At 32.7% G+C, this 12,556-nt stretch carries 11 protein-coding genes; 7 read left to right on the top strand and 4 right to left on the bottom strand.

Features of this window, described 5'->3' with window-relative positions:
- Positions 1 to 46 precede the first annotated feature (46 nt).
- From CD29_RS10775 to CD29_RS10765, 3 genes are all read right to left on the bottom strand, one after another.
- Positions 47 to 1,219, bottom strand: coding sequence for an aminotransferase (locus tag CD29_RS10775; RefSeq protein ID WP_036186461.1), 1,173 nt, complete (start codon positions 1,217 to 1,219; stop codon positions 47 to 49).
- Positions 1,219 to 1,722, bottom strand: a complete 504-nt coding sequence (locus CD29_RS10770; protein ID WP_036186458.1) for an Lrp/AsnC family transcriptional regulator — start codon at positions 1,720 to 1,722, stop codon at positions 1,219 to 1,221. Before CD29_RS10770 ends, CD29_RS10775 begins: the two co-directional genes overlap by 1 nt.
- Positions 1,723 to 1,931: 209 nt before the next feature.
- Entirely contained in the window at positions 1,932 to 3,683 is a 1,752-nt protein-coding gene (locus tag CD29_RS10765) for a B12-binding domain-containing radical SAM protein (RefSeq protein WP_036186455.1), read from the bottom strand.
- A 234-nt stretch (positions 3,684 to 3,917) separates the two neighbouring features.
- On the opposite strand from CD29_RS10765, the gene CD29_RS10760 reads away from it, so the two are divergent.
- From CD29_RS10760 to CD29_RS10730, 7 genes are all read left to right on the top strand, one after another.
- On the top strand, positions 3,918 to 5,450 hold the full coding sequence (locus CD29_RS10760; RefSeq protein WP_052124125.1) for a spore germination protein: 1,533 nt from the start codon (positions 3,918 to 3,920) through the stop codon (positions 5,448 to 5,450).
- Position 5,451: 1 nt separating this feature from the next.
- Positions 5,452 to 6,540 (top strand): GerAB/ArcD/ProY family transporter, encoded by a 1,089-nt coding sequence (locus CD29_RS10755; RefSeq protein WP_036186452.1) that lies wholly within the window; start codon positions 5,452 to 5,454, stop codon positions 6,538 to 6,540.
- Entirely contained in the window at positions 6,537 to 7,781 is a 1,245-nt protein-coding gene (locus CD29_RS10750) for a Ger(x)C family spore germination protein (protein WP_052124117.1), read from the top strand. Before CD29_RS10755 ends, CD29_RS10750 begins: the two co-directional genes overlap by 4 nt.
- A 573-nt stretch (positions 7,782 to 8,354) precedes the next feature.
- Complete coding sequence (locus tag CD29_RS10745) at positions 8,355 to 8,963, top strand: methyltransferase (RefSeq protein WP_036186449.1); 609 nt, start codon at positions 8,355 to 8,357, stop codon at positions 8,961 to 8,963.
- A 21-nt stretch (positions 8,964 to 8,984) separates the two neighbouring features.
- Entirely contained in the window at positions 8,985 to 9,545 is a 561-nt protein-coding gene (locus CD29_RS10740; RefSeq protein WP_036186446.1) for a DNA-3-methyladenine glycosylase I, read from the top strand.
- A gap of 130 nt (positions 9,546 to 9,675) precedes the next feature.
- The gene (locus CD29_RS10735) at positions 9,676 to 10,101 is read left to right on the top strand and encodes a hypothetical protein (RefSeq protein WP_036186443.1); all 426 of its coding nucleotides are present in this window, start codon (positions 9,676 to 9,678) and stop codon (positions 10,099 to 10,101) included.
- Positions 10,102 to 10,495: 394 nt separating this feature from the next.
- A complete protein-coding gene (locus tag CD29_RS10730; protein WP_052124116.1) occupies positions 10,496 to 11,638 on the top strand; it encodes a GGDEF domain-containing protein in 1,143 nt (380 codons plus the stop codon).
- Between the two features lie 67 nt (positions 11,639 to 11,705).
- On the opposite strand, the gene CD29_RS10725 is transcribed toward CD29_RS10730, so the two are convergent.
- Positions 11,706 to 11,894 carry a hypothetical protein gene (locus CD29_RS10725; RefSeq protein ID WP_036186441.1) on the bottom strand — a complete coding sequence of 63 codons (189 nt, stop codon included), beginning with the start codon at positions 11,892 to 11,894 and terminating at the stop codon, positions 11,706 to 11,708.
- Positions 11,895 to 12,556 lie beyond the last annotated feature (662 nt).

Genomic DNA, 12,556 nt, shown 5'->3' with positions numbered 1-12,556 from the left:
AGCGAAAGAAAACACACTTTCGGACAGCCTAGAATCATAAAATTTACTACAACGAATCAATAAATCGCTTAATTCTTTTCACAGCTTCTTGCAATTCTTCCAGAGAAGTTGCATAGGAACAACGAATATGACCTTCGCCGCTAGCTCCGAATACATCTCCAGGAACGACTGCTACGCCTTCTTTCATAAGTAATCGTTCAGCAAACTCTTGTGAACTTAAGCCCGTTGACTCAATAGAAGGGAATGCATAGAAAGCACCACCTGGTTCATGGCATGTCAGACCGATCTCATTAAATGATTGAACGATAAAATTTCGGCGACGACGATAACTTTTTACCATTTCTTCAACATCAGGTCGTCCATTTCTCAAAGCTTCAATAGCAGCGTACTGTGACATAGTCGATGCGCACAATAATGCATATTGATGTACCTTTAACATCGCGCTTGAGATCTCAATAGGAGCACAAACAAAGCCAAGTCGCCAACCTGTCATCGCGAAGCTTTTTGAGAACCCAGAGACTAAAATCGTTCTATCTCTCATCCCGTCAATAGCAGCCATACTCGTATATTCTTCGTCATCATAAGAAAGTTCTGCGTAAATCTCATCAGCAATAATCAGTAAATCATGCTCAATGGCTAAATCAGCAATTGCTTTTAATTCCGCTTGATTTAACAAGGTACCAGTAGGATTGTTTGGTGAGCAAAGCATGATAGCTTTTGTTTTAGATGTAATTGCAGATTCTAATTGTTCAGGCAAAATTTTAAAATCATTTTCCTTTGTAGCTTGTACACGAACGGCAACTCCACCGGCTAATTCAACCATTGGCACGTAAGATACGAAGCACGGTTCCACGACAATAACTTCTTCCCCGGGGTCTAAAATTGTTCTCATCGCAAGATCAATTGCAGAACTTGCCCCTACAGTAACAATAATTTCATCCTTTGGAGCGTATTCCACGTGAAATTGGTTTTTCATATAAAATGCTATTTCTTCACGTAATTCAAGTATTCCAGCATTCGGTGTATAGGAAGTAAACCCGCGCTCGAGGGAATTAATCGCTGCTTCGCGGATATGCCAAGGTGTTACGAAGTCAGGCTCACCCACACCAAGAGAGATCACACCTTCCATTCCAGCAGCTAAGTCGAAAAAGCGTCGAATACCAGATGGTTTTAAATCTGTTGCCATTTTAGATATATAAGTTGTTCGTGTAGATTTCATTATGGAGACACCACTATTCTTTTGTCTTTAATTGTTTCGGTTTCAAGAATGATCCCATCATGTTTATATTTTTTCAAGATAAAGTGAGTTGTAGTCGAGATCACAGATTCTAATGTAGAAAGCTTTTGTGATACAAAGTTAGCGACTTCGTTTAACGATTTTCCTTCAACAATAATAGACAAATCATAAGTACCAGACATCAAATAGACTGAGCTCACTTCATCGAAACGATAAATTCGTTCAGCAATATCATTAAATCCAACTCCGCGTTTTGGCGTTACTTTTACGTCAATCATTGCGCGAACACCTGGGTGATTTTCCACCTTTGTCCAATCGACAAGGGAAATATATCTAACAATAACTTTATTTTCTTCTAATTTTTTGATGGCTTGTTCTGTTTCTTCTATACTCAAACCAACCATTTTAGCTATAACATCAGTAGCGATCCGCGCATTAGTTTCCAAAATCTCAACAATTTCCATCTCTTTTGGTGATAACTTCATGGAAAAAACCTCCATATGTATAATATTTAGATAAGGCTGAATTTTTAATTCATAGAATTCATAATAGCTATGACGGGAAAACAATTCAAGATGTTCCTTAAAATTTTTCAGACTTTTTCTATTCTTCGATATTATTTTGCACAAATGAATTCAAAATAACCTACATAAAAAAACAAGGAACTTAAAATAAGTCCCTTGTAGAAAATCGATTATTTAATTTTCATATCATTTAACGTTGCAAAATATGGTGCTTGTCCTTGACGGAAAATCGTAAGTAAAATTCCATCCTGCGGTACAATCTTTCCATCTTGGCAAGCTTCAAAATCAATACCAAATGGTGTAAGAAGGGAGTGCTTAAAGAATTCCTTTTCAGTTAGCGCCATCTCTGCAAATTCACTGCCTGCAAGCTCTGGAGATTCTTTTAATATGCTGTAAATGCGTTTATGCTCATCTTGTTGAATGCGTTCCTCCCACCATAATTTGCGCGGTTGGAATTGTTGTTTTGACAAATAATCTAGCTTCATTAAACTTCGAACGACAGGTAAATTCACATGGTTTTGAGTTATTAGGAATTCTTCTAATCGAGTGAATAAATCTTCTAATTGGTGCCCAATTCTCGACCAGCCTTTATCTTCCCAGAATGTACCGAAGTTTTGGAAGAAGTCAAATGGTGTTTCAAAACCTTCTGTTACAAGGTATTCGATTGTTTGATCCATTCGGTGGTCATTCCAATATTTTTCCAGTACATCTTCTGCTTGTTTAATACGGATTATTTCATCAAATGTTAATACATTGTTTGAGAAAATTTCATATGGTGCAATATCTACGTATGTGTAGCCAAATTTTTCGGCTTCTACTCGAAGTCCTGTACCACGCAATAATTTTAAGAAACCAAGCTGCAATTCCTCTGGACGCATTGCAAACACATCATTAAAGGTTTTACGGAAACTATCATAATCTTCTTCAGGTAAACCTGCAATCAAATCAAGGTGTTGATCGATTTTCCCACCGTCTTTTACCATTGTCACAGTACGCTTTAGTTTCTCGAAATTCTGACGGCGTTTTACAAGTTCATTTGTTTCATCATTCGTGGATTGTACACCAATTTCAAAACGGAATAGTCCTTTAGGGGCGTTGTCATTTAAAAATTGAATAACTTCTGGACGCATTATATCCGCAGTAATTTCAAATTGGAAAACAACACCTGGTACATGTTCATCAATTAAAAATTGGAACATTTCCATTGCATAACTACGGCTAATATTAAAGGTACGGTCAACGAATTTAATCGTCTTAGCACCATTTGCCATAAGGTAGCGGATGTCTTCTTTAATTTTCTCTCTGTTAAAGTAGCGTACTCCAACTTCAATGGAAGAAAGACAGAATTGGCAACTAAACGGACAGCCACGGCTAGTTTCGATATATTGAATACGTTTGCCTAAATGAGGACGATCTTCTTCAAAACGATATGGACTTGGCAACTCGCGTAAGTCAACCTTAGTCGGTTGCGGATGGATTTTGAATTTTCCATCTTGTAAATAACAAACACCTGGAACATCTTCTAGAGGGATTTCTTCATTTAAATGTCTCAAAAGTGCTTTAAAAGAAAATTCGCCTTCTCCCATAATGATGAAATCTACTTCATTTTGTAGGTGCCGAACCCAATAGTTCGTATCGTATGACACTTCTGGCCCACCTAATACAATTTTAGTTTCAGGGGAGACTGTTTTGAGCATTTTTATAACACGAATCGTTTCTTCGATATTCCAAATATAACAACTAAAGCCGACAACATCTGGTTTGTATTGGTAAAGATCCGTAACTATATTAAACGTCGGATCTTTAATCGTATATTCAACAATTGTTGGATTAAACTCAGGCAGCGCGGCCGCTTTCAAATAACGAATCGCAATATTCGTATGGATATATTTTGCATTAAGTGTGGTTAAGACGATATTCATTGACTTAGTAAATCTCCTTTAATTACACGTACTATTATAACTATATGATTTTAGCAGTATTTGAGGTTTTGTGCTACTTACTTGTGTTTTCTAATTGTTTTGGAGAAGGAAATGGTGGATACGATTTATCACAGTTTATCCTTAACGCATTCCAATTTACAATTTTTATACATAACTTTATATTTCGGTGGAACAATAAGAAAAAATATGGAGTTGTATATATTCTTGGAAAAAATGAGAGTGAAGCGATTTTTTAAGAAACTGTTGAAAGAGGAGCATCCCCCATTTGAAAAAGCTGCTACCGAGGATGATTTGTTAAAGAAAAAACAGATTGATTCGAGTTTAGCAGATACTATGGAATTATTCAAAAAAATTTACTATGTTCCAAATAATAGTGACGTAAATATCCGCTACATTGAAATTGGTGGAATCAAAAAAAATGCTGCAGTAATCACTATTAGTTCAATTTCAAATACTAAGTTAATCGAAGAACTTGTTATTCGCCCATTACTTATTAATGAGGATGAATCAAAAGAAATAGAATTGTTATTATCGCCGCAAGTTCGTAAAGCAGATGTGATTGAAGATATATTAGTTGAAATCAATAATGGCAATACGACACTTTTCGTCGATGGCGAACCGTATGCTTACATTATTAGTTCGGGAAACTTTCAAGGTAGAAGCGTTGAAAAAGCAGAAAATGAAGTGGTTGTAAAAGGGCCAAAAGAGTCTTTTAATGAACAGGCCATGACAAATATTTCATTGATCCGAAAAAGAATTCGAGATGAAAAACTCATTGTTGAATCCACAACCATTTCAAAAAGAGCGAAAAATGAATTGTACTTAGTTTATATAAAAGATATTGCCAATGAAGAACTAATAACAAATATAAAAAATAAACTCAATTCACTAGATATAGATTCCATTCAAAATCTTTCGGTTTTAGAAGAATATCTCGAAGACCATATATACTCACTGTTTCCAACAATTTTATATACAGAACGACCAGATCGTGCAAGCGAATTCATTGAAGATGGATTTATCGTATTACTTATGGATAATTCGCCCGATTCACTAATATTACCAGCAACTTTTTGGTCATTTTTCCATAACTCAGAAGATCATTATTTAAGATTCTTATTTGGGAACTTTATAAGAATATTAAGGTTAATGGCATTGTTTATAACATTATTTATTTCTGCTATTTATATTGCAATTACGAATTATCACGTGGAAATGATACCTGCCGATTTATTATTAGCCATTTCTTCGACGCGAGAAATCGTCCCTTTTCCATCTTTAGTTGAAATATTAATGTTGGAGATTGCTTTTGAGCTGATACGTGAAGGTGGATTGCGTGTACCAAAGCCAATAGGTCCAACCATTGGAATTGTAGGAGCTTTAATTTTGGGGCAAGCTGCTGTACAAGCAAACCTTGTTAGTCCTTTAGTTGTTATTATTGTAGCTCTTGGAGGATTAAGCTCCTTTGCCATAGGTGATACAAATTTGAACTATACTGTTCGATTATTGCGATTTCCATTTCTAATTTCAGCAGGGGTCTTTGGTCTATTTGGATTGACAGCATTATTTACTATTTGCTTACTTTATGTGACATCCATTAAATCTTTTGGTGTTCCATATTTAGCTCCAATGACACCAAATGATTCTACAGCTAAAGATACTATTTTTAGAAGACTTGTAAAAAATGAATTATTTAGACCTGGGTACTTAAAACCAAAGGATATTGAGAAAAAAGCGGGAGAATAGAATGGATAATACAAAAGGAAAGATCGGAATAAGGGAATTTTTGGCCATTATTCTAATTACAATTGGTACAAAAGTGACTGATAACACACCAACTTCATTATTTGATAAAGTAGGGAGTGCTGCTTGGATTACAGTAATCTTAATGGGCTTATTTTCTTTCATTCCCATCTACCTTTTAACAAAATTGATTATTGCTTATGAGGACCAAAATTTAATCGATATCATATTTCGCTTATTAGGAAAATATATTGGATTTTTTGTTATTTTTCTACTATGGACGACGGAAACATATTCGATTGTAATAAATTCTGCCACGTATGCCGATATCATTGAAACGATGTACTTTGTTAAGACGCCTTTATTTTTCACTTATATTGTTTTAATTGGAGTCGCAGCATATGGCGCAAAAAAAGGATTAGAGTTCATTGGTTCCGCTGCTTGGGTTTCTCTCATTGGGTTAAATATTGCTTTATTTGTCGTATTAATTTTATCGATATTACAAGGAAGGTTTAATTATGTATATCCCATTTTGGGAAATGGGATTCCTGAAATAATGAAGGAAAGTGCAATGAACGCATCGATTTTAGGTGAATTTCTTTATTTAGGTTTTATTGTCACTTCTTTACGTAGTACCAATGTTTATAAAAAGGGAATTTGGATAGGATTCATCTATGTTACAACAGTATATATGCTTGCTCTGATTAGTTATATTATGTTGTTTGATTATGTGTCAATTGTCAATTTGAATTATCCTTTTCATGAAACAATTCGTTTCATTCAATTAGGGTTTTTAACGAATGTAGAATCGTTATTCTTACCATTTTGGTTAGTCGCTTCCTTTTTACGCTTTTCATTTTATTTATATATTAGTGCATTGTTATTTGGTGCACTTTTTAAAATCAAACAATTTAATTACCTTGTGCCATCTATTGCTATTTTAATTGTCTTTTTAGGTTTGATACCAGAAGCCCCGGTTTTTACTTTAATTAATCTAAGAGAAAATTTCGCTTATCTTACTACACCTATTTTTTTATTTCTGCCATTAATACTATGGATCACAGCAAAACTAAAAGGGGAATTAAAAAAGTGAAAACTCGACTTGGCTTATTCCATTTTCTCTTTTTAATATTTATATTACCTATGTTAAGTGGTTGTTGGGATCAAGTTAGTATTGATAAAAGGGCTTACGTCGTTGCTTTGGGTTTAGATAAAGGAGAAGACAATAAAATAAGCATTACCTATCTAATTGCAAATCCAGAGTTTTCAAAACAAGAAGGACCCTCAAGTGAACCAGCACATGAAGTTATTACATTTCCAGCTAATGACATAATTTCTGCAAAAAACACTGCAAATGCAGTGATCGCAAAAGAAATTACGTATAACATGTTAAATGTTTTGATTGTTTCTGAAGATTTAGCTAAAGACCCTGAATTTATAAGGTATATGTATGACGTGACAAAGGATCGTGAAATTAAACGAAATATACCAATGATTGTTACGAAAGAAAAAGTGAAGACGTTTTTATTAAAAAATAAACCGAAACTAGAAACAAGAATTCATAAGTATTTTGAATTTGTCTTGGAAAATTCAAATAAAGCAGGTCTCACACCTAATTTTAAACTACACAGCTATTTTTCAATTACAGAATCAGATGCCGGCCTATTTTTAGCGCCGTATGCAACAACTGAACAGATTCCTGGTGGCAAGTATACAGTTGGAGAAGACGAGCTACTAGCAGGAGAGCTAAAAATAGAAGGAGAAGAATCGAATAATTCACAATTTTTAGGTTCAGCCGTATTTAAAGAGGGGAAGATGATTGGAACTATGAATGGTGAGGAAACACGTCTTACGATAGTATTGAATGAAACATTAGAAATGGGCGAAATTTATGCAACGTATCCAGATCCGTTTTCCCCTCAGTATAGATTTTCCGCAAGAATAATGAAACGTGAAAAGAATGATGTAAAAATTAATCTTAATGGGTACACACCAACAATTGATGTAACAGTACCACTTTATATGGATATATTATCAATTCACAGTATGGAAACCTTCGATAATGGAAAAATAGAACAATTAAAATTTCATATTGAAGAAGAAGTGCAAAAAAAGTTGAGTAAGCTGATTAAAAGAACTCAGGAAGAATTTAAGGGGGAAGCTTTTGGTTGGTCGCTAATTGCTAGAAAAAAATTTTGGACAAGCCATGACTTTGAAAAGTTTGACTGGATGAAGACTTATCCAAATATGAAAGTAAATGTTAGTGTAAATGTTTATATTGGAACATTTGGCGAACAAAGTAAATTACCTGACTTAAATCAAGTGAGGGATTAAATTGAATATAATCGTATGGATAATAATGATTGGAATGTTTCTTTATACAATTGGTTTTTCAATAGAGCTATGGCGACAAAAAAATAAAACTGGTTCCATAGCAGTGTGTATCTTAGCGATCTCCATAATTATCGCGCCATTTTTTTCAGTCCTAAGTTGGTAATAGAAAAGGATATCCTTGCTAACAAATGTGAACAATACAAATTAGAAAAACCATGATTAGAAATTTGAATTAGTATACTCTGCCATACTAGGGAGTAATATATACTAGTTTTCTAATAAAATTGCTGTTAAAGTAAATGACGTTAACGAATCCGTTTTGGAAAGTTACGACGATAATCTGTTAATTTGCAAGAGATGTTAGATGACGATCTACTCTCTTGCTTTTTTTTATTTTATATTTTCCACCTTATTAAATATTATAGTATGTGACTAGTTTTTTTAATGAACTAATTTTATATTCTTAACAATTTAATCAAATTTATAGCTTTAGCTAACACAACTTTTCTATTTAAGTTGTGTTAATTTTTTTACATATGTATATGTTAATAAGAAATGATTGGGGAACTCAAAGTGAAAGAATTGTATTATGAAGAGAAGTTGAATATCCAAACAATTGGTAAGAAGAACGAAGTAAACGATTCTACTTATTATCATCCATATGAACCAACACCTTACAGTGCTTTAGAAGAATTATGTAAGCATTATAAAGTAACTGAGCGTGATCGCTTAGTGGACTTTGGTTGTGGAAAAGGTCGACTAATTTTTTACTTGAATTATTTATTTGACGGCTATGTAACTGGGGTTGAAATGAATGAAGTATTTTATAGTGATGCATTGATAAATAAAGAAAGGTATTTAAATAAACTAAAGAGAAAGGAAAATCGAATTCATATTCTATGTTGCAAGGCTGAACAATATGAAATTCAACCAAAAGACAACCGTTTCTATTTTTTTAATCCATTTTCAATCCAAATCTTTATGAAAGTAATTAATAATATATTGCATTCTGTAGAAAATACTAATCGTGAAATTGATATTATTTTATATTACGCGAATGATGAGTATCGGTTCTTTTTAGAATATCAGACTATGTTTCAACTAATAAACGAAATAGAGATTCCAAATTTATATGAAAAGAATAGTTATGAGAGGTTTTTAATTTATCGTTTAAGCAAATAAGGGAAGTTGGTGCGTGAGATTATGAAAAGATGCGATTGGGTAACAAAAGAACAATTATATATTGATTATCATGATAAGGAATGGGGAGTGCCTTTATACGATGACCGACAATTGTTTGAGATGTTGTGCTTAGAAGGGGCGCAAGCTGGTTTAAGTTGGTGGACCATTTTACAAAAGCGGGAAAATTATCGAAAAGTTTTTGATGAATTTGATGCAGAAAAAATTATTAATTATACGGATGAAAAAATTAAATCGTTGTTAGAAGACCCAGGTATAGTTCGTAATCGACTAAAGGTTCAGAGTGTTATTACAAATGCACGGTCGTTTTTAAAGCTACAACAAGAACATGGTTCATTTTCAAATTACATATGGAGCTTTGTGGATCACAAACCTTTGATAAACGAATGGGTATCGAAAAACGAAGTGCCAGCAACTACAGAACTGAGTGATCGAATGAGCAAACAATTAAAAAAAGATGGTTTTAAATTTGTAGGTAGTACGATTTGTTATTCTTTTATGCAGGCTGTTGGAATGGTAAATGATCATACTTTAGATTGTTTTTGTCACCCTTCTAATAAATAATTAAATAACACGTCTTAAGTGCTTAAAAAAATGAAGTCATTTTAGTATAAAACCATCCTAGTTTCACAATATAAATTTTATGGAAAAGTAAATTCCACAAGCTAGTCTATTTAAAAAGGATGCTGTTTAAATGAACTTGTTTCGTGGTGATGCACATAAAATTTATCGTCGTTTGAGAAAAAATCCAGAATTGATTGGACAATCCAAGTACTTAAAAGAACTAAAAGAAGTACGTGAATTTTATGATTCGATTGAAAGTGATGTTCTAAAACTAATTTTCTACCGTTTGATAAAGGAGAAAAATGGTTCGGGAATGATTCCGATTTACGTATCGTCGATTCCGTTTTTATTTCTGTTTTTCTCTCAGCACTTAGATAAAATTTTATTTGCCGATGGTAGTCGTAATTGGTTAATATTTATTTTGATTTATTTGATAGGCATAACTTTTAGTCTTTTTCTACATTTTCGAGAAAAAGCTTGGGCATCCTGTCACATAGAAATTATTCAGGATATTTTAGTTTCGAGGAAAGATAAAACAATTAACTTGGATGATTGAGTCATAATCCGTTTGAAGTGCGTACCTACATTTGTTGGTTGCGTACTTTTTTGTGCTTAAGGAATTTTGCGAAATATTTTGGAAGTGAGAGTGAGAATGATATTTCCAATGAAAATACACATTATTTCCTAATCAAAACGAATATCATTTCCCAGGTAAGCGCAAGATTTGACAGCGTTTCGTCAATTTGCAGTGGGTAAAAGTGTTGGTTTTGTATCGAATTTGAATTTTGTCAATCTAAGAAGAATACGCGAAGTAATATATAGAATATGTAGAAAAGTAGTTAGAAAATTATGAAAATAATTCAAACATACATTTATTTCAAAATTTATATTTATATTGGAGTAATATCCATTATAATGATAGATGAACAAATTACAGGGTGTGTACTTCAATGAAATACAATGGCAGACTCATCACCATAACAGTTGCATTAGTAATAGGTATACTATTTATCTCATATCACGTGAAAAAAGATGATGGAGATTTTATATTAATGGAATTTTTCGGCTTTCCAATTATGCTATTAATAGCATGGTGGGGAGGTTTCCAATTTGACAAGTTAAAATATTTACAGGAGCAAGTGAGGATTAAAAAGCAAGAATTACACAAAAATACTCAAGTCTTTAAAGCAATCTTCGAGTTTGTACCAATTGGAATTGCATTAATTGATAACAATAGCCGTCCGATAATTTCGAATAAAAAATTGCAAGAAATGCTTGGATACACCGAAGCGGAATTAAGTACGATGACATTTAAGGATTTTAGTTACCTAGATGATGCCCAAACGAACATGAAGTTATTAAATGAGTTGGTTGCGGGTAAAATCGATCATTATGTTTTAGAAAAAAGATATATTCGAAAAAACGGTGATATCCTTTGGGGAAATGTAACTACAACATTATTTCCCGATATAGAAAACAGCGCCACTTATGCGATAGGTATGGTTAATGATATTACCGAGAAAAAGTGTGCTGAACAACAATTACATGAAGCCTTCGAAGAAGCGAAACTTAGATCTAAACGGGATGGTCTTACAGATATTGCTAATCGACGTTATTTTGACGAATACGTTCAATCGGAGTTTAATAAAGCAATTCAAACTAAAACCCCATTATCTATAATTATGTTAGATATCGATTATTTCAAACAATATAACGATACATACGGACATTTGCATGGTGATGAGGTATTGAAACAAGTAGCAAAAGCGATAGAAACGACTCTATGTGGTTCGAGTGATTTAGTGGCTCGCTATGGTGGGGAAGAATTTGTGATTTTATTACCAAATACTGATTTGGCAAATGCAAAGTATGTTGCTGAGAAAGTAAGGTTGACGATTAAGAATTTAGCCATTCCTCATGAGGCTTCTAATATTGACCCTCATCTAACCGTAAGTTTAGGTGTGTCAACAATAGATGGCGAGTGTAAAATAGCAAATGATTTGATTAGTAGAGCAGACTACGCTTTATATGAGGCAAAAGAAAATGGAAGTAATCAAGTTGTTTTATATAATAAACAAAAAGTACATACTTAATAAGTAGAGAATCATCTAATACATAATTTTAACAGGAACCCCGATTTGACATCGGGGTTATATTAATTCACGATAATTTGTTGTCGTAAAAATCCTCACCATCATATTGAACAACATCATAGTCCTCTAAAATTGTACTATAGTCAAAGCCTTTTTCATCCATAATTGTTTCTAAATATAATTTGCATTGGTTCAGCTGATTTTGCATTGTATTTAGCATTGAATACATATTGAATAATTCATTTTTTTCCGGCATTGAAATCCTCCCTAAATTGAATATGATTATACTTGTTAACAACATCTCCCTATGAAAGTGTTCTCAATAACAACTACAAACAATACATTATTTTCATTTAGAATTATAAGAAAGTATTGTTTTTGGAATTCACAGAAGGATATTGTAATAGAAGCATTTAAACAGATCTATTTGAGGTCGATAAAGTAAAGCGAAATAAAATGAAAGTTCTACATAATTTTATATTGACATTTTATTATTTAGAGAGTTATTATAGAAAAGTTGTCGCAATAAGATGCTGAAAAATATAGCTAATTTAATGCGATAAAATACTTTTCTCAATCTATTATTATCTTAATTGAAAATATTGTTTGACGAGAATATATTATTCTGATATAATAAAATTCTTGTCACTGGACAGGTTAATGTTAATGATAAAAACGAAAAAAATAAAAATATTATATTGACATAATAAATTGTGTTTGATATAATATAATTCCTGTCGCAAACGACAGAAAAACATGAACCTTGAAAACTGAACAACAAAACGTTAATGATTTAAAAGTTTCTATTATAGAAACAAAATTTTGGACATCAAAATTGATGCCAGCAGATGTTTTTTTAGACATTCGACTGAATGTCTGACAAAATTTGAGCTTTATCAAATTTTCTTTTATGGAGAG

Origin of the sequence: Ureibacillus manganicus DSM 26584 (assembly GCF_000772945.1) — a bacterium.
GTDB classification, from domain to species: Bacteria; Bacillota; Bacilli; order Bacillales_A; family Planococcaceae; genus Ureibacillus; species Ureibacillus manganicus.
Note: the sequence above shows the minus strand (reverse complement) of the source record. Positions and strands in the feature narration are given on the sequence as shown.

Coding starts and splice junctions, on each gene's coding strand:
- CD29_RS10770 (WP_036186458.1), bottom strand. CDS start 1,722: ATGAAGTTATCACCAAAAGAGATGGAAATTGTTGAGATTTTGGAAACT.
- CD29_RS10755 (WP_036186452.1), top strand. CDS start 5,452: ATGGATAATACAAAAGGAAAGATCGGAATAAGGGAATTTTTGGCCATT.
- CD29_RS10765 (WP_036186455.1), bottom strand. CDS start 3,683: ATGAATATCGTCTTAACCACACTTAATGCAAAATATATCCATACGAAT.
- CD29_RS10735 (WP_036186443.1), top strand. CDS start 9,676: ATGAACTTGTTTCGTGGTGATGCACATAAAATTTATCGTCGTTTGAGA.
- CD29_RS10730 (WP_052124116.1), top strand. CDS start 10,496: ATGAAATACAATGGCAGACTCATCACCATAACAGTTGCATTAGTAATA.
- CD29_RS10760 (WP_052124125.1), top strand. CDS start 3,918: ATGAGAGTGAAGCGATTTTTTAAGAAACTGTTGAAAGAGGAGCATCCC.
- CD29_RS10775 (WP_036186461.1), bottom strand. CDS start 1,219: ATGAAATCTACACGAACAACTTATATATCTAAAATGGCAACAGATTTA.
- CD29_RS10725 (WP_036186441.1), bottom strand. CDS start 11,894: ATGCCGGAAAAAAATGAATTATTCAATATGTATTCAATGCTAAATACA.
- CD29_RS10740 (WP_036186446.1), top strand. CDS start 8,985: ATGAAAAGATGCGATTGGGTAACAAAAGAACAATTATATATTGATTAT.